Origin of the sequence: Bradyrhizobium altum (assembly GCF_020889705.1) — a bacterium.
Classification (GTDB): Bacteria; Pseudomonadota; Alphaproteobacteria; order Rhizobiales; family Xanthobacteraceae; genus Bradyrhizobium; species Bradyrhizobium altum.
In genome coordinates, this window is record NZ_JACMYP010000085.1 from 1 (window position 1) to 15,855 (window position 15,855).

The 15,855-nt window shown below is 64.9% G+C and carries 18 protein-coding genes; 10 read left to right on the top strand and 8 right to left on the bottom strand.

Annotated features, from left to right (window positions below; all coding sequences use genetic code 11):
• From H8B02_RS21105 to tsaA, 5 genes are all read left to right on the top strand, one after another.
• Positions 1 to 908, top strand: a 908-nt coding sequence (locus H8B02_RS21105; RefSeq protein ID WP_229167991.1) for a lytic transglycosylase domain-containing protein, incomplete at its 5' end; no start/stop codon positions are given.
• A 194-nt stretch (positions 909 to 1,102) separates the two neighbouring features.
• Positions 1,103 to 1,855: an AzlC family ABC transporter permease gene (locus tag H8B02_RS21110; protein WP_229167992.1), complete on the top strand. Its 753-nt coding sequence runs from the start codon at positions 1,103 to 1,105 to the stop codon at positions 1,853 to 1,855.
• Entirely contained in the window at positions 1,852 to 2,196 is a 345-nt protein-coding gene (locus H8B02_RS21115) for a branched-chain amino acid transport AzlD family protein (protein WP_229167993.1), read from the top strand. The genes H8B02_RS21110 and H8B02_RS21115 overlap by 4 nt, the downstream gene beginning before the upstream one ends.
• A gap of 61 nt (positions 2,197 to 2,257) precedes the next feature.
• Complete coding sequence (locus tag H8B02_RS21120) at positions 2,258 to 3,238, top strand: Bug family tripartite tricarboxylate transporter substrate binding protein (RefSeq protein ID WP_229167994.1); 981 nt, start codon at positions 2,258 to 2,260, stop codon at positions 3,236 to 3,238.
• 3 nt (positions 3,239 to 3,241) lie between these two features.
• Positions 3,242 to 3,733, top strand: a complete 492-nt coding sequence (gene tsaA, locus H8B02_RS21125) for a tRNA (N6-threonylcarbamoyladenosine(37)-N6)-methyltransferase TrmO (RefSeq protein WP_074128941.1) — start codon at positions 3,242 to 3,244, stop codon at positions 3,731 to 3,733.
• Positions 3,734 to 3,917: 184 nt separating this feature from the next.
• Here the strand turns inward: tsaA and H8B02_RS21130 are convergent, their stop codons facing one another.
• From H8B02_RS21130 to H8B02_RS21145, 4 genes are all read right to left on the bottom strand, one after another.
• Positions 3,918 to 4,343: an HIT domain-containing protein gene (locus tag H8B02_RS21130; protein WP_229167995.1), complete on the bottom strand. Its 426-nt coding sequence runs from the start codon at positions 4,341 to 4,343 to the stop codon at positions 3,918 to 3,920.
• A 52-nt stretch (positions 4,344 to 4,395) separates the two neighbouring features.
• Positions 4,396 to 5,646, bottom strand: a complete 1,251-nt coding sequence (locus H8B02_RS21135; protein ID WP_229167996.1) for a GNAT family N-acetyltransferase — start codon at positions 5,644 to 5,646, stop codon at positions 4,396 to 4,398.
• A 167-nt stretch (positions 5,647 to 5,813) separates the two neighbouring features.
• The gene (locus H8B02_RS21140) at positions 5,814 to 6,566 is read right to left on the bottom strand and encodes a glycerophosphodiester phosphodiesterase (RefSeq protein ID WP_229167997.1); all 753 of its coding nucleotides are present in this window, start codon (positions 6,564 to 6,566) and stop codon (positions 5,814 to 5,816) included.
• Between the two features lie 3 nt (positions 6,567 to 6,569).
• Positions 6,570 to 7,037 carry a RidA family protein gene (locus H8B02_RS21145; RefSeq protein WP_229167998.1) on the bottom strand — a complete coding sequence of 156 codons (468 nt, stop codon included), beginning with the start codon at positions 7,035 to 7,037 and terminating at the stop codon, positions 6,570 to 6,572.
• A gap of 263 nt (positions 7,038 to 7,300) precedes the next feature.
• Between H8B02_RS21145 and H8B02_RS21150 the strand changes: the two genes are divergently transcribed.
• Both H8B02_RS21150 and H8B02_RS21155 read left to right on the top strand, forming a co-directional pair.
• Positions 7,301 to 8,164 (top strand): cell envelope integrity EipB family protein, encoded by an 864-nt coding sequence (locus H8B02_RS21150; RefSeq protein WP_229167999.1) that lies wholly within the window; start codon positions 7,301 to 7,303, stop codon positions 8,162 to 8,164.
• A 136-nt stretch (positions 8,165 to 8,300) separates the two neighbouring features.
• Positions 8,301 to 8,702 (top strand): RidA family protein, encoded by a 402-nt coding sequence (locus tag H8B02_RS21155; protein ID WP_229168000.1) that lies wholly within the window; start codon positions 8,301 to 8,303, stop codon positions 8,700 to 8,702.
• Between the two features lie 164 nt (positions 8,703 to 8,866).
• Here H8B02_RS21155 and H8B02_RS21160 read toward each other — a convergent pair whose 3' ends face one another.
• Positions 8,867 to 10,186 carry a DNA polymerase IV gene (locus tag H8B02_RS21160; protein ID WP_229168001.1) on the bottom strand — a complete coding sequence of 440 codons (1,320 nt, stop codon included), beginning with the start codon at positions 10,184 to 10,186 and terminating at the stop codon, positions 8,867 to 8,869.
• Positions 10,165 to 10,464 (bottom strand): DUF3572 domain-containing protein, encoded by a 300-nt coding sequence (locus tag H8B02_RS21165; RefSeq protein ID WP_050425563.1) that lies wholly within the window; start codon positions 10,462 to 10,464, stop codon positions 10,165 to 10,167. The genes H8B02_RS21160 and H8B02_RS21165 overlap by 22 nt, the downstream gene beginning before the upstream one ends.
• Before the next feature lie 228 nt (positions 10,465 to 10,692).
• Here H8B02_RS21165 and H8B02_RS21170 point away from each other — a divergent pair, with 228 nt between their 5' ends.
• A complete protein-coding gene (locus H8B02_RS21170) occupies positions 10,693 to 11,058 on the top strand; it encodes a response regulator (protein WP_057845669.1) in 366 nt (121 codons plus the stop codon).
• A gap of 15 nt (positions 11,059 to 11,073) precedes the next feature.
• Positions 11,074 to 12,447, top strand: a complete 1,374-nt coding sequence (locus tag H8B02_RS21175; protein WP_229168002.1) for a PleD family two-component system response regulator — start codon at positions 11,074 to 11,076, stop codon at positions 12,445 to 12,447.
• A 103-nt stretch (positions 12,448 to 12,550) separates the two neighbouring features.
• Here the strand turns inward: H8B02_RS21175 and H8B02_RS21180 are convergent, their stop codons facing one another.
• Positions 12,551 to 13,699 (bottom strand): serine hydrolase domain-containing protein, encoded by a 1,149-nt coding sequence (locus H8B02_RS21180; RefSeq protein WP_229168003.1) that lies wholly within the window; start codon positions 13,697 to 13,699, stop codon positions 12,551 to 12,553.
• Between the two features lie 187 nt (positions 13,700 to 13,886).
• The gene (locus tag H8B02_RS21185; RefSeq protein WP_229168004.1) at positions 13,887 to 14,489 is read right to left on the bottom strand and encodes a TetR/AcrR family transcriptional regulator; all 603 of its coding nucleotides are present in this window, start codon (positions 14,487 to 14,489) and stop codon (positions 13,887 to 13,889) included.
• 133 nt (positions 14,490 to 14,622) lie between these two features.
• Between H8B02_RS21185 and H8B02_RS21190 the strand changes: the two genes are divergently transcribed.
• Positions 14,623 to 15,855: an MFS transporter gene (locus H8B02_RS21190; RefSeq protein WP_229168005.1), complete on the top strand. Its 1,233-nt coding sequence runs from the start codon at positions 14,623 to 14,625 to the stop codon at positions 15,853 to 15,855.

Genomic DNA, 15,855 nt, shown 5'->3' on the forward strand with positions numbered 1-15,855 from the left:
CCGCACCATCAGCCGGGAAACCTGCCGCGCCTCAGCCAGACACGCCCGCGCCACCTGCCGAGAAGCCCGCCGCGGCAACCGACAAGCCCACGGATGACGCGCGCGAGAGCGACACCCGCGAGGCGATGTGCCTGATGATCGAGTCGGCAGCGCGGGCGAACGATTTGCCGCTCGAATTCTTCGCGCGCGTGATCTGGCAGGAGAGCCGATTCCAGGCTGATGCGGTCGGTCCCATGACCCGGAGCGGCCAGCGCGCGCAGGGCATCGCGCAGTTCATGCCGGGCACGGCAAACGAGCGTGGGTTGCTCGATCCGCTCGATCCGGTGCAGGCGCTGCCGAAGTCGGCAGAATTCCTCAGCGAGCTGCGCAACCAGTTCGGCAATCTCGGCCTCGCGGCTGCCGCCTACAACGCCGGCCCGCGCCGGATCCAGGACTGGCTCGCCGGCTCCGGATACATGCCGCAGGAGACCCGCAATTACGTTTCCGCAATCACCGGCTCCAGCGTCGACGACTGGGCTGCGGCCGGCCGCAATGGCAAGATGCCACAGCGTGCGCCGACCGCGAGCTGCCGTGAGCTGATGGCGCTGTTGAAGCGCGCGCCGAATCCGTTCGTGGCCGGGCTCGAGCAGCACATCACGCTGTCGGCGGCCAAGGTGTGGGGCGTGCAGCTCGCCGCCGGCTTCAGCCGCGACAAGGCGCTTGCGATGTATGCCCGTGCCATAAAGCGGCTGTCGAGCGTGATCGGCGATCAGGATCCGAGCCTGCTCGGCTCGCGGCTGCGCAGCCGCGGCAGCGCGATGTTCTACCAGGTCCGCATCGGCGCCGACACGCGCCCCGAGGCCGACGGCCTCTGCAACCGCATCCGCAAGGCGGGCGGGGCGTGCTTCGTGCTGAAGAACAGGGCGTGATTGCGCAGCTCCCGTAGCCCGGATAAAGCGCCAGCGAAATCCGGGGCCGCTCTTGCAACGGGCGAGAGGTGCCCCGGATTGCGCTTCGCTTCATCCGGGCTACCAAGGCGCATAGCAGCGCTGTACAGCCGCTTGCTTGACCCTGCGTTGTCAGCGCCGTAAGCCGCCGATATTGCAAAACCATCCGGCTCCCCGTGGCGCTCCCTCCGCTCGATTCTCCGCAATGGCAGACCTCGTTCCGCGCCTTCCTGTGGGGCGCGCGATCGATCGGCGCCACCGTGCTGACCCTCGTGCTGTTTGCGACCTATCTCGGCATCGGTGCACTGGCGCATGATTCCGGCTTCTCGCTGGGCTGGACCCTGGCGAGCACGGCGTTCGTCTGGGCAGGCCCCGCGCAGATTATCGTGATCACGACGCTCGGCTCCGGCGCCACCGTGCTGCAATCGGCGATCGCGGTCACCGTCAGCGCGATCAGGCTGTTTCCGATGGTGGTGTCGGTGTTGCCGATGATGCGCACCGAAGACACCAAGCGCCGGCATCTGATCCTGGTGGCGCATCTGACGGCTGTGACGCTGTGGGTCGAATGCTTCCGCTTCCTGCCGCAGGTGCCGCGCAACCGGCGGATCGCCTTCATCCACGGACTCGGCTGCGGGCTGGTGTCGGTCTGCCTGATCGCGAATACGATCGGCTACACGCTCGCGGCCAACCTCACGCCGCTGTTGGCCGCCGGCATGCTGATGCTGACGCCGCTCGCCTTCCTGTTCTCCACTGCGCGCAACTGCCGCGAACTCGCCGACGTCATCGCGCTGGTGCTTGGGCTATTGCTGTTCCCGCTGGCGGCGATGCTGAACAGCGGCGTCGACATCCTGGTCAGCGGCGTCGTCGCAGGAACCATTGCCTACGGCGTGCACCGGGCGAGGGCGGGCATCGTGAAGGCGAGCGCATGAGTAGCTTCATCGGCGACTGGCACGCGCTCGCGATCCTGTTCGTGGCGGGCGTCATCCCCAACCAGATCTGGCGCATGCTCGGCCTGTGGTTCGGCGGCGGCATCGACGAGAACTCGGAGCTTTTGGTCTGGGTGAGGGCGGTCGCCACCGCGATCCTCGCCGGTATCATCGCGCAGATTGTAGTGCAGCCGCCGGGCGCGCTCGCCAGCGTGCCGGACTGGCTGCGTTACGGCGCCGTTGCCGCAGGCTTCGTGGCGTTCATGCTGGCGAGGAAATCGATCTTCGCCGGCGTGATCGTGGGCGAAATCGTCATGCTGTCAGGCAAATACTGGCCCGGCTGATTGCGGCGACCGCATTATCCGTTACTCTCGTTCTCCAAGAAAACAATAATGGGGGAACGTCATGCAGCGGCGCGCATCATCGGCCTTCATCGTGGCTCTGACTGCCTTGCTGACAGCAGCGCTGCCTGCGCGTGCCGCGGACTATCCGTCACGTCCGATCAAGCTCGTGGTGCCCTACGCCGCGGGCGGCCCGACCGACGTGCTCGGCCGCATCGTCGGCGAATATCTCGGGCGCGATCTCAAGCAGGTGGTCGTGGTCGAGAACAAGGCCGGCGCGCAGGGCGCGATCGGCGCCGAGGCCGTGGCGCGTTCCGATCCCGACGGCTACACGCTGTTCGTGACGGCCGCCTCGATCTTCGTGCTCAATCCGCTGCTCTACAAGAAGCTGCCCTACGATCCGGCCAGGGATTTCCGCCTGTTGTCCGTGATCACGGATGCGCCGATGATCATGGAGGTGCATCCGTCCGTCCCGGCCAAGACGATCGCGGAGTTCGTCGCCTACGCCAAGAAGAATCCCGGAAAGCTCAATTTCGGATCGGCCGGCACCGGCGGCACGGTTCATCTTGCCGGCGAGATGTTCAAGCAGATGGCCGGCGTCGAGATGACCCACGTGCCGTACAAGGGGGCGGGACCCGCGCTGACCGACCTCCTGTCAGGCAACATCCAGCTGATGTTCGACACGCTCGGCACCGCGCTGCCGCCGGTCAAGTCAGGCATGCTGCGCGCGCTCGCCGTCACCTCGACCGAGCGCATCCCCGATCTGCCCGATCTGCCGACGATTGCCGAGAGCGGCTACCCCGATTATGCGGTCAGCGTCTGGTATGGTATTGCGGCGCCGTCGAAAGTGCCTGACGAGATTGCCGACAAGATCAAGGCGAGCCTGGACCGGGCCTTGAACGACGAGGCGTTTCGCGCTTCGCTGGTCAGGATCGGCTTTCCGCCGCTGCGCGTAAAGAGCCAGGCCGAGATCGACAGATTCGTGGACACCGATCGCGCGCGGTGGGCGGGCGTGGTCAAGGCGCTGAACATATCGTTGGACTGACACATGGTACGTGAAATGGAATTGCGCCAGGGCGAGGTCGCCGTCGACATGCCGACGGCACGCGACGCCGGGCTTGTCTTCATCGGTCGTATCCGCACACCCTGGACCTCGCGGCTCGCGACGCCGCGGCAGGGGCGGCATGACGGCCCGGTGTGCCGGCTCGAGATCTTCGAGCCCTGGGTCGCCGCGATCAAGGGCGTCGATTTCTACTCGAACCTCGAAGTGCTGTACTGGCTGCACCAGTCGCGCCGCGACATCGTGCTGCAAAGCCCGAAGAACAACGGCAACACCCGCGGCACCTTCTCCTTGCGCTCGCCGGTGCGGCCGAACCCGATCGGGACCTCGATCGTCAAGCTGGTCGGCGTCGAAGGCAACGTCATCCTGGTGCGCGGCCTCGACTGCCTCGACGAGACGCCATTGATCGACGTCAAGCCCGACCGCTGCGAATTCACCCCGCTGGCTCCGCCGCAGGCCGGGGATTTCGAGACGGAGTGAGGGTCTCTCCGTCGTCATTCCGGGGCGTCGCACAGCGACGAGCCCGGAATCCATCGCGCCGCTGGCGTGACCCTTCGTTAGTTCAGCATTTTTGTAACGATGGATTCCGGGCTCGCGCCAAGTGGCGCGCCCCGGAATGACGACGGTAGATCCGGACTACGAGATCGCGTATGCGGCGCGCAGTTTACTTCAACGCCGCGATCAGTTTCGCCGCATTCGCTTCCAGCACCTTGCCGTCTTCCTTGTGGCTGGCGGGCGGCAACAGCGCGACGCCGTCCTTGCGCGGCATCACGTGCATGTGGAGATGAAACACGACCTGGCCGCCGGCGGGCTCATTGAATTGCTGCACGGTGATGCCGTCGGCCTCGAACGCCTTCATCGCGGCGGCGGCGATCTTGTGGGCGGCGCGCGCGACGTGGGCGTAGTCGTCGGGCGTGATGTCGAGAATATTGCGGGCAGGGGCCTTCGGGATGACGAGCGTATGCCCCGGCGAGCGCGGCATGATGTCGAGGAAAGCGAGCACGTGCTCGTTCTCGTAGACCTCGTAGCAAGGAAACTCACCGCGCAGGATTTTTGCGAAGGGGTTGTTGTCGTCGTAGGCGGCGGGCATGGCGGCGGCTCCTCAATTTTATGACGCTAATGTCTAGGTCACCTTCGAAACGTCAAGCGTCGTCGTCGACAGTCTTGCGGAACGGGCCGGCCTCGCTGAGTTCGCGGCCGACCTCGGCGACGTAATCGCGCTCGCGCTTGAGGTAATCGGCGATCGCGCGGCGCAACCCGGGATCGGCAATGAAATGCGCCGAATGGGTGGTCTGCGGCAGGTAGCCGCGCGCCAGCTTGTGCTCGCCCTGCGCGCCGGCCTCGACCACCTTGAGCCCGCGTTGAACCGCGAAATCGATCGCCTGGTAGTAGCAGACCTCGAAATGCAGGAACGGATGATGCTCGATCGCACCCCAGTTGCGGCCGAACAGGGTGTCCGAGCCGATGAAGTTGATGGCGCCGGCGATCCAGCGGCCATCGCGCTTGGCCATGATGAGCAACACGTCCCGGCTCATGCTCTCGCCGATCAGCGAGAAGAACTCTCGGGTCAGATACGGCCGGCCCCATTTGCGCGAACCGGTCTCCATGTAGAACTCGAAGAACGCGTCCCAGGCGTCCTCGGTGATATCTGAGCCGGTCAGCCAGTGGATGGTGATCCCGGCGGTAACCGCCTCACGGCGTTCGCGCTTGATGCCCTTGCGGTGACGGGAGTTCAGCGATCCCAGGAAATCGTCGAAGCTCTTGTAGCCTTGATTGTGCCAGTGGAACTGCTGGTCGGTCCGTTGCAGGAAACCGTGTGCGCCCAAGAACTTTGCCTCGTCCTCGCGGGCAAAGGTGACGTGCACGGAGGAGGCTTCAGTGGCGTTGCAGAGCGCCCGCAGGCCCCGCGCCAGCGCCGAGCCGATCGCCTCGCGGTCGACGCCGTCGCGGATCAACAGCCGTGGCCCGGTCGCGGGCGTGAAGGGGACGGAGACCTGCAGCTTCGGATAGTAGCTGCCGCCGGCGCGGTGATAGGCCTCGGCCCAGCCGCGGTCGAACACGTATTCGCCCTGCGAGTGCGATTTCAGATAACATGGCACGACGCCGACGATCCGGCCATCGAGCTTTGCTATCAGATGCCGGGGGCCCCAGCCGGTTCGCGGGCAGGCTGAATTGGAGGCCTCAGCGGCGGCGAAAAAAGCGTGGGAGACGAAGGGGTTATAGCTCGAACTTGCGACCGTTTGGCAATCGCCTGCGGAGCCGGGCGAAGCCAGCGTGTCGAGGTTGTGAATGCTGTCCGCATCCGCCATCGGATTGGCGCAGGCGTCCCATTCCGTGGCCGGAATGCCGCCGATGTCAGCTACAGCCTCTAGGGTGATTTCAGACGACGCCATCGAGAGTGAAGACCGGTGCCTCTTTTGAGCATGATCTTTCCGGAACAGCTGGCTCCACTTCCGGATCATGCTCCGCATTCCGCCATCGCCGATGACGACCAACGCTTTGACCAACCCTTGCCAAGATCGTGCGTCGCGGCGACGAGTTCAAGACTGCCGGCGACATGTCAGGTTCCCGGCACAAACCCCTCGAAAATCATCTGGTCGGCGTAGCGGGCCGCGCGCTCGCGCTGTTCCGCCGTCCGCACGGTCCACGCCAGCAGCGGGCAGCCGAACACGTTGCGGGCGACCCAGGGCGCCGGCGCCGGCAGCTGGTTGACCCAGAAGGCAACGAAATGCGGCTCGGTCTTGAAGCCGTGGCGCAGATGCAGCATGCCGTCGCGCTGGGCCGGCGTCAGCTTGGTCCAGGAACTGTCGTCATAGGTGCGCTGGGCGGTGATGCCGCGCGGCAGGTTCGGCATGGTCTCGCGCAACGCCAGCACCTGGTCGGGATCGAACGACATGCCGACGACAGGGCCGGAATAGGACGACAGCACCTCGGCCATCCGCCGAACCAGCTTGCGGTCGCCGTCGAAATGGCTCTTCACCTCGACCACCAGCGGGACGCGGCCGGCGACCAGCGTGCAGAGGTCGCCGAGTGTCATCATCTGCTCGGCGGTGTTCTTGAATTTCACCGCCTTCAGCTCGGCTGCGGTCTTGGTCGACAGCAGGCCGGAACCCTCAGTGAGGCGGCCGAGCGCATCGTCGTGATGCACCATCGCCTCACCATCGGCGGTGAGCTGGATATCGCACTCGATCGCGAAATTGCCGGCGACCGCCGTGTTGGCCGCGGCCGGCATGTTCTCGATGATACCGCGTGCGGCATCATGCAGGCCGCGATGGGCGACCGGCCGCTTCGTCAGCCAATCAGGGGCGCGCATCGATCAGGCGACTTCGAACACGCCTTCGACCTCGACCGCGGCGTCCGCCGGCAGCGAGGCGACGCCGACGGTGGTGCGGGCATGGCGGCCCTTGTCGCCGAACGCAGCAACCATCAGGTCGGAAGCGCCGTTCAGCACCTTCGGTCCGTCGAAGAAGTCCTGCGCCGAGTTGATGAAGCCGCCCAAGCGCACCACGCGCACGACCTTGTCGAGATCGCCGAGGGCGGCCTTGACCTGGGCCAAGAGGTTGATCGCGCAGCCCTGCGCCGCGGCGACGCCTTGCTCGAGCGTGACGCCGGCGCCGAGCTTGCCCTTGGCGATCAGCTTGCCTTCGGCGTTGAAACAGACCTGGCCCGAGACGAACAACAGGTTTCCGCTGCGAACGAAGGGGACATAGTTCGCGACCGGGGAGGTCGGCTCCGGAAGTGTGATGCCCTGTGACGCCAGTTTCTGTTCGACGGTACCCGCCATTTTTGTTCCCCAATTGGATTTGTACGAAGCCTGAAACGCGGTCAGGGCCAAGTTTGTTTCGATTGTTTCGCGCATCGTGCCGCCCGTTGCAAGCGACGGTAAGGTGAGGGGCGCGCAGCCGTGACGTACGGAATCGCACGGAAAACTGCCAAAAATGACGGCAAAACTCGCTCCTTACATTGCTATTTGTCAGAGTTGCCCCAGTTGCGGCGCAATACCACCGTCACTATTGTGGCGAATCCCTGCCTCATCGAGGAAAAACCATGACCTTGCCGTTTCGGAATCCGTCGCGTGCCCTGGTGCTCACGATCGCCGTCGCCGCAGGAACCGGTCTGGTTCATGGGGCGGCCGCTGCGGCCGGCGGGCCGTTTCTGGCGCATCAGGCGCTGTACGATCTGAGCCTTGTGAAATCGCGCGGCTCCAATTCGGTCAGCGATGCGCGCGGGCGCATCCTGTACAATTTCTCCGGCAGCTCCTGCGAAGGCTACACCTCCGAATTCCGCCAGGTGTCCGAGCTCGACAGCGGCGAGGGCAAAGTGACTTTGTCCGATCTGCGCTCCTCGTCCTGGGAGGACGCGTCCGGCAAGAGCTACCGCTTCAAGATCGACACGCGGATGAACGACAGTGACTCGTCGCCGGTCGACGGTATCGCCGAGCGTGTGGGCGATCATATCACCGTGAAGCTGACCCAGCCGGTGAAGAAGACCTTCAATCTCGACGGCAAGATCGTGTTCCCGACCGAGCAGATCCAGCGCATCATCGCCGCCGCCCGCGACGGTAAATCGGTGCTCGAACAGACCGTCTATGACGGCTCCGACAATGGCGAGAAGGTCTACAACACGCTGACCGTGATCGGCCGGCCGATCGCAGGCGACCGTGCGCCGTCATCGCCCGATCCGTCGACCGCGAGCGACGCGATGAAAACCATGACGCGCTGGCCGGTGACGGTGAGCTACTACGACAGCGACGCGCGGGCCAAGGATGGCGAGCAGACGCCGGTCTACGCGATGTCGTTCGAGCTCTATGAGAACGGCGTCTCCCGCGCGCTGGTACTGGATTACAACGACTTCGTGATCTCGGGCGCGCTGGACAAGTTCGACGTCAGGGATTCCAAACCCTGCAAGTGACGCCACCCATTCGGCGTCGTCCCGGCTTTCGCCGGGACGACAGCGGAGCAAGCCTGAGCCCTCTGCGAGACCGCACTGGCCGGAACCGTCCGACCCGAGTACGCTTCCCAAAACACGCGTGTCAGGGAGGCACATCATGAGCAAGCTCGACCATCTGCGCCCCAGCGGCCTGCATCACAATCCGGCTTACTCCCACGTCGTCGTCGCGTCGGGCGCACGCACGATCTACATTTCGGGTCAGGTGTCGGTCGACGAGGAGGGCCGGGTGGTCGGTGCCGGCGATCTCGCCGCGCAGACGACGCAGGTGATGCAGAACCTCGGCATGGCGTTGAAGGCCGCCGGGGCGAGCTATTCCAACATCGTCAAGATCACGACCTTCGTCGTCGGCTACAGACCGGAGCTTCGCCCGATCATCGGCAAGGCGCGTTCGGCGTTCTTCGAGGGCATGGAGCCGCCGGCCTCGACGCTCGTCGGCGTCACCGCGCTCGCGGCGCCGGAATGGCTGATTGAGATCGAGGCGGTGGCCGTCGCGGATTGACGCTCATCATGACGCTGAAGGTACCGTCACCCCCGCGCAACGGCCTTGCCGTTGTCGCTGGAGGAGCGCGCATCGCGCGCGTCTCGAAGGGCGACGGCCCCGGTCTTTCCGCGCACCCTTCGAGGCTCGCTTCGCTCGCACCTCAGGGTGACGTCAACTAAGACCTACTCTTCCTCCGCGCTCTTTCCCGGCCCCTCATAGGCAATGCCCCGGATCACGGCGGCGTTGCCGAACTTCTTGCGCAGATTGTCGATCGCGCGTTCGGCGTGCGCCGAGCGGCGGTCGAGCATGTCGGAGTCGCTGGCCTGTGCGCCGGGGCGCAGCGCGCTGACGCCGGTGCCCATCAGGCGGAAGGCGGTGCCGTCGATCTCCTTGGCCAGCATCTCGCGCGTCACCGCAAAGATCTTTGCGGCCAATTGGGTCGGCGTCTGGATCGATTGCGAGCGCGTGCGCTGGCGGAAGTCGGCGGTCTTCAGCTTCAGCGTGATGGTGCAGCCCGAGAGGTCGCTGCTCTTCAGCCGCGCCGAGGTCTTCTCCGACAGCTTCCAGAGCAGCTTTTCCAGGATTGCAAAATCGCGGATGTCGGTCTCGAAGGTGGTCTCGCTCGAGATCGTCTTGGCGCCGCGATCGGGCACCACGCTGCGGTCGTCGATGCCGCGCGCCAGCCGCCACAGCCTGCGGCCTTCGCTGGCGAACTGCTTCATCAGCTCATTCTCGTCGGCGCGCTGCAGGTCGGCGATGACGCGGAAGCCGCGCTGCACGAGCTTCTCCTGCGTCGCAGGGCCAACGCCGTAGATGAAGCCGACCGGCTTGCTGGCCAGCATCTCGCGCGCCTCGTCCTGGTCGAGCGTGGCGAAGCCCCTGGGCTTGTCGAGGTCGGAGGCGATCTTGGCGAGGAACTTGTTGCAGGAGAGCCCGACCGATACCGTGATGCCGATATCGCGCTCGACGTCGCGGGCGAATTTGGCGAGCACCTTGGCCGGGATCATGCCGTGGACGCGCTGCGTGCCGGAAAGATCGAGGAAGGCCTCGTCGATCGACAGCGGCTCGACCAGCGGGGTCAACGCCTGCATCGCGTGGCGCACCTCGCGCCCGACCCGGACATATTTCGCCATGTCGGGCGGGATCACGGTGGCGTCGGGGCAGAGTTCCAGCGCCTTGAACATCGGCATCGCCGAGCGGACGCCGTAGGTGCGCGCGATATAGCAGGCAGCCGACACCACGCCGCGCTTGCCGCCGCCGATGATGACGGGGCGGTCGGCGATGTCAGGATTGTCGCGCTTCTCGACGGTGGCATAGAACGCGTCGCAGTCGATATGCGCCAGCGCCAGCGCGGGCAGGGTGCGATGACGGACCAGCCGCGGCGAGCCACAATGGCTGCATCGCTTCACCTTGATATCGAGATCGCCGAGGCAGTCTCGGCAGAAACTGAGGGGGCCGTCGGTAGCTGGCGCTGCCGTCGTCACGGCACGTCGCGCTCCCATTTCGGGTCGCCCAGCACCTGGTGGGCGGCAGCGATGTTGGTCGGGTGCAGTTCGGAGGCCGCGGCGAACGCCTTCACTGTGGCATCGTCGCGCATCACGAAATCGAGCACGCTCGCAAGAAATTGAGGATTGGACGCAGCGTTCCGCAGCGTCTCCGGACCGATTCCGGTTTCGGCCAGGAACAAGCCCAGCCGCTCGGGATCGCCGGCAATGAAGCCGAGCGCCTGAATCGCAACGATTTCAGCGACTTCCCGGGGGTTGTGAACAGGCTTTTTCAACGCGCCGATTTGCCTTTCCGTTAACTTATGGTCTCTAATGAGAGGCCCATCATGCCCGAGTCTTCCGCATGTGTTCAAGCAACGGAAACCACGCTGCGGAAGTTGGACTACGGGTTAACGGGTTAGAGCGATTCTGGCGCTAGTTTGAATTCACATTTTCGACGCGCTCCGCGCGCGGTGCGTGAGGTGCCGCAGCCGGGCCTGTTTCCTAAGTCTGGGAGGGACGGGATGGCCAAAACCGTCCTGATCGTGGAGGACAACGAGCTCAATATGAAGCTCTTTCGCGATCTGTTGGAGGCGCATGGCTATCAGACTTCGGGCACCAGCAATGGCTTCGAAGCGCTCGATCTCGTCCGCAAGCTGCGCCCCGACCTCATCCTGATGGATATTCAACTGCCTCAGGTTTCCGGCCTCGAGGTTACGCGCTGGATCAAGGACGATCCCGAGCTGCGCACGATTCCGGTGGTCGCGGTCACCGCCTTCGCCATGAAGGGTGACGAAGAACGCATCCGCGAGGGCGGCTGCGAAGCCTATTTGTCCAAGCCGATCTCGGTCGGCAAATTTATTGAGACTGTCCGACGCTTTATCGGATAGGGGAGTTGTGGTGCCATGTCCGCGCGTATCCTCGTCGTCGATGACGTTCCGGCGAACGTGAAGCTGTTGGAAGCCCGGCTGTCAGCCGAATATTTCGATGTGCTGACCGCTTCCAACGGGAACGAGGCGCTGGAGATCTGCGCGCGCGCCGAATGCGACATCATCCTGCTCGACGTCATGATGCCGGATATGGACGGCTTCGAGGTCTGCCGCCGCCTGAAGTCGAATCCGGCGACCCATTTCATTCCGGTGGTCATCGTCACCGCGCTCGACAGTCCTTCCGATCGCGTGCGCGGCCTTGAAGCCGGTGCCGATGACTTCCTGACCAAACCGGTGTCCGACGTCGTGCTGATCGCGCGCGTGCGCTCGCTGACGCGGCTGAAGATGATGACCGATGAGCTGCGCATGCGCGCCATCACCTCGCTCGAGATCGGCATGCAGGCGCCCGAGCGCAGCGCGATCGCCGACCGGGGCACGGGCGGCCGCATCCTGCTGGTCGACGACCGGCCGTCGTCCTATGAGAAGCTGGCGCCGATCCTTTCCGCAGAGCACACCGTCGACGTCGAGACCAATCCGGCGGAAGCCTTGTTCCACGCCGCCGAGGGCAATTACGACCTCCTGATCGTATCGCTCAGCCTCGACAATTTCGATGGCCTGCGGCTGTGCAGCCAGGCCCGCTCGCTGGAGCGCACGCGCCAGGTGCCGATCCTCGCGGTCTCGGATGCCGACAACAACACACGGCTGATGCGCGGGCTCGAGATAGGCGTCAACGACTACCTGCTGCGTCCGGTCGACAAGAACGAATTGCTGGCGCGGGCGCGCACCCAGATCCGCCGCCGCCGCTACACCGATCATCTGCGCGACAATGTGCAGAACTCGATCGAGATGGCGATCACCGATGCGCTGACCGGCCTCAATAACCGGCGCTACATGGAGAGCCACCTCGCGACCTTGGCGGAGCAGGCTTCGATCCGCGGCAAGCCGCTGGCGCTGATGATCCTCGACATCGACTACTTCAAGGCAATCAACGACACCTACGGCCATGACGCCGGCGACGACGTGCTGCGCGAATTCGCCGTTCGCATCCGCAAGTCGATCCGCGGCATCGATCTCGCCTGCCGCTACGGCGGCGAGGAGTTCGTGATCGTGATGCCGGAGACCGATCTGCATGTCGCCGGCATGGTCGCCGAGCGGCTGCGCCGCTCGATCGCGGGCGAGCCGTTTGCCGTCGAGAAGGGCGGCAAGCGGATCACGGTCACGATCTCGATCGGGCTCACCACGCTGGAGCGCAAGGGCGAGCAGGTCACCGACGTGCTCAAGCGCGCCGACACCGCGCTCTATCGCGCCAAGCACGACGGCCGCAACCGCGTGGTCTCGGCGGCGGCGTAGTCAATTCTCGTAGCCCGGATGGAGCGAAGCGCAATCCGGGACGTCTGCGCATGTGGCGCGATACCCGGATTTCGCTGCGCTCCATCCGGGCTACGAAGCACCCTTAACGCCCGCGCTTCACCGCGTCATAGGCCATCCGCTTGAACTCGAACGAGAACGGATGGACGAACGCCATCTGGCGCTGCGCCATCATGACGCCGGCGATACCGGTCCTTGGCGAAATCCACCACTGCGTCCCCGCAACGCCGCCCCAGTAGAACTCGCCGGCTGCGTTGGGGTGATCGATCGGCGAGGGGTTGAGGATCAGGCCACCGGCAAGTCCGTGCGCCTTGCCGGGTTGCTCGCCCATCATCGCGAAGCGGATCCACTGTCCTTCGGGCAACTGGTTGGACATCATCATCGCGATGGTGTCCGGCTTCAGCAGCGTCGGTTCGCCGGGCAGCAGGCTGCGGATCAGCGCAATCATATCGGGCAGCGTCGACACCAGACCGCCGCCGCCATTGAGCCTGGCGACCGGGCGCAGATAGGCGCCGGGGAAGGGCGCATTGTCGGTGCGGGTGAGGCCCGGCTTCATCGGCTCCATCAGATCGGCACCTGCGTAATACGCGACGAGGCGTCCCTGATCGTGTTGCGGAACGACGAAGCCGGTATCGACCATGCCGAGCGGATCGAGAATGCGCGCCTTGATGAACCTGTCGAAGGCCTGGCCGCTGACGACTTCCACGAGGCGTGCCACCACGTCGATCGCGAGCGAGTATTCCCACGACGTGCCCGGCTGATAGATCAGCGGCAGACCGGCCAGCACGTCGACCATCTCAGCCAAAGTCGTGTTGGGATTGTGCACGCCGCGCTCGTTGAGCGCTTTGAAAATGACGGTGCCGGGATCGAAGAAACCGTAGCTCAAGCCGGCGCTGTGGCTCAGCAATTGGCGGATGGTGATCGAGCTCCTGGCCGGCTCGGTGTCATCGATCGACGTCGCGCCCGGCCGCAGCACCTTGCGGTTGCCGAGCTGCGGGATGAAGGTCTCGATCGGATCGTCGAGCCGGAAACGGCCTTCCTCGATCAACAGCAGCGCCGCGCAGGAGGTGATCAGCTTGGTGTTGGAGAACACCCGGAAGATGTGGTCGGTGCGCAGCGCGATCTGCGCTTCCTTGTCGGCCCATCCGACGCAGCTGACGTCGACGAGCTCGCGGCCCACCATGACTGCGGACGAGATGCCGGACAGCAGATTGTTGTCGATATAGCGTTGCATGGCGGCGCGCGCGGCGCGAAGTCGTAGCCGGTGGCCGTCACCTTTAGATCTTCCATGGTCGTTCCCCAGTTGTGCCGCAGGTTGTCGCGCGGTCGCCGTCAATCTCGCCTGACGGAATATCCAATCGGGAATGCCGTCGCGTGCCTCACCGCTAACAACCAAACCGGACTTGGGTACGCAACCGGATTTATCCAGTGCGCTTCTGGTCCGCAGGCGCGGGGCCGCCGACCTTGACGCCCGCATTCGCCAGCAGCACGCGGGCGGCTTCCTTCGCCGCACGCGCCATGGCCGGATCGTCGCGCACCAGGTCCTGCGCGATCGAGCCGTCGACCAAGAGCGTGAGCTGGGTCGCAAGTGCCTCGGCATCCGCGACGCCAAGCTGCCGCAGCAGATCGCGAAACCAGACCCGGCGGCTTTCCTTGAAGGCCACAGCGATATTGCGGACGGTGCTGTCCTCGTCGTCCGGCCCAAGCTCGGCGACTGCGTTCACGAACGGACAGCCGCGAAAGTCCTTCGCAGAGAAGCGCCGTTCCAGCGAATCGAAGGTTGCGAGAATCTGCTCGGCCGGCGGCTTGTCGGAGGGGCGGGGCTGCACGAAGCGGCGCTGCAGATAGGCCTCGATCAGCGCGTCCTTCGACGGGAAGTGATTGTAGAGGGTGCGCTTGCTGATGCCGATCTCGGCCGCGATGGTGTCGACGCCGATGGCGCGAATGCCCTGCAGGTAGAATAGTTTGTCGGCGGTCTCGAGGATCCGCTCTTTCATGGTCTGTTTGGGAGGCGGGGAAGCCATGCGTCGGCCGTGATCCTCTTCGCTTGACAGGTCGCCCCCTGTATAGCCTAACTACACAGGTCTGTGTAACCAAAACATGCGTGAATCGCAGGCTGTGGCACTCGTGCCGCGCCGTCATGGGAGAACAAGAACAATGCCCCTGTTGCAGGTCCTGCGTCCCACGCTTCCCATTCTGATCGGTGCCTCCATCATGCTCACGTTGAGCATGGGGCTGCGGCAGAGCCTTGGCATCTTCATGCAGCCGCTGACGCACGACATCGGCATCTCGGTGTCGCATTTCACGCTGGCGCTGGCGGTGCAGAACCTCGCCTGGGGCTTCCTGCAGCCGCTCGCGGGCGCGATGACGGTGCGTTACGGCTTCCGCCCGATCATGGTGGTCGGTGCGCTGGCCTACATCGCCGGCCTTGTGCTGATGACGACGGCGCATGGCCTCGTCGCCATCATGATCGGCGCCGGTGTGCTGATCGGCCTTTCGCTCGCCTGCACCGCGAATGCGATCGCCATGTCGGTCGCGGCGCGCGCGGTGTCGGAGACGGTGCGTTCGACCGTGCTCGGCATGGTCTCCGCCGCAGGCTCGCTCGGCGCGTTGCTGTCGGCGCCGATCGGCCAGATGCTCAATGAAGGGTTCGGTTGGCGCGTCGGGCTTGCCGGATTCGTCATCCTTTCGATCGGGATGATTCCAGCCGCATTGTACGCCGGTCGCGTCGACAAGATCCCGCTGCCGAAGCCCGCGGCGGATGATATCGGCAACGCCACCGCGGCGATCGCGGCGAAGACCGCGTTCGGCAACGCGTCCTTCGTGGTGATGACTTGCGCGTACATGGTCTGCGGCATGCAACTCGTCTTCCTCACCACGCATCTGCCGTCGTATCTGGCGATCTGCGGCCTCGATCCGATGCTGAGCGCGCAGACGCTCGGCATGATCGGCGGCTTCAACGTGCTGGGCTCGCTGTTCTTCGGCTGGGCCGGCCAGCGCTGGAACAAGCTCGCGCTGCTCGGCGGCATCTACATCCTGCGCTCGCTGGCGCTCGCCTGGTACTTCATGCTGCCGGCAACGCCGGGCTCGACGTTGCTGTTCGGCGCCATCATGGGCTTCCTCTGGATGGGCGTCGGTCCGCTGGTCGCGGGCGCGGTGGCCGAGATGTTCGGTCTGCGCTGGCAGGCGATGATCCAGGGCCTTGCCTTCATGAGCCACCAGGTCGGCAGCTTCCTCGGTGCCTACGGAGGCGGGCTGATCTACGACTCGCTCGGCTCCTACACCATGGCCTGGCGGATCGGCGTCGCGCTCGGTCTTGCCGGTGGCATCATCCAGGTCGCTTTCGCGCTGATCCGGCCGGCGCAACCGCCGCTGCTCAAGGCCGCCTAG

Excerpts from the sequence above, each read along its gene's own strand:
- H8B02_RS21150 (WP_229167999.1), top strand. The coding sequence starts at position 7,301 with ATGACCTTGCCGTTTCGGAATCCGTCGCGTGCCCTGGTGCTCACGATC.
- H8B02_RS21190 (WP_229168005.1), top strand. The coding sequence starts at position 14,623 with ATGCCCCTGTTGCAGGTCCTGCGTCCCACGCTTCCCATTCTGATCGGT.
- H8B02_RS21145 (WP_229167998.1), bottom strand. The coding sequence starts at position 7,037 with ATGGCGGGTACCGTCGAACAGAAACTGGCGTCACAGGGCATCACACTT.
- H8B02_RS21170 (WP_057845669.1), top strand. The coding sequence starts at position 10,693 with ATGGCCAAAACCGTCCTGATCGTGGAGGACAACGAGCTCAATATGAAG.
- tsaA (WP_074128941.1), top strand. The coding sequence starts at position 3,242 with ATGGTACGTGAAATGGAATTGCGCCAGGGCGAGGTCGCCGTCGACATG.
- H8B02_RS21180 (WP_229168003.1), bottom strand. The coding sequence starts at position 13,699 with ATGCAACGCTATATCGACAACAATCTGCTGTCCGGCATCTCGTCCGCA.
- H8B02_RS21160 (WP_229168001.1), bottom strand. The coding sequence starts at position 10,186 with ATGGGAGCGCGACGTGCCGTGACGACGGCAGCGCCAGCTACCGACGGC.
- H8B02_RS21185 (WP_229168004.1), bottom strand. The coding sequence starts at position 14,489 with ATGGCTTCCCCGCCTCCCAAACAGACCATGAAAGAGCGGATCCTCGAG.
- H8B02_RS21155 (WP_229168000.1), top strand. The coding sequence starts at position 8,301 with ATGAGCAAGCTCGACCATCTGCGCCCCAGCGGCCTGCATCACAATCCG.
- H8B02_RS21140 (WP_229167997.1), bottom strand. The coding sequence starts at position 6,566 with ATGCGCGCCCCTGATTGGCTGACGAAGCGGCCGGTCGCCCATCGCGGC.
- H8B02_RS21135 (WP_229167996.1), bottom strand. The coding sequence starts at position 5,646 with ATGGCGTCGTCTGAAATCACCCTAGAGGCTGTAGCTGACATCGGCGGC.
- H8B02_RS21115 (WP_229167993.1), top strand. The coding sequence starts at position 1,852 with ATGAGTAGCTTCATCGGCGACTGGCACGCGCTCGCGATCCTGTTCGTG.
- H8B02_RS21120 (WP_229167994.1), top strand. The coding sequence starts at position 2,258 with ATGCAGCGGCGCGCATCATCGGCCTTCATCGTGGCTCTGACTGCCTTG.
- H8B02_RS21130 (WP_229167995.1), bottom strand. The coding sequence starts at position 4,343 with ATGCCCGCCGCCTACGACGACAACAACCCCTTCGCAAAAATCCTGCGC.
- H8B02_RS21175 (WP_229168002.1), top strand. The coding sequence starts at position 11,074 with ATGTCCGCGCGTATCCTCGTCGTCGATGACGTTCCGGCGAACGTGAAG.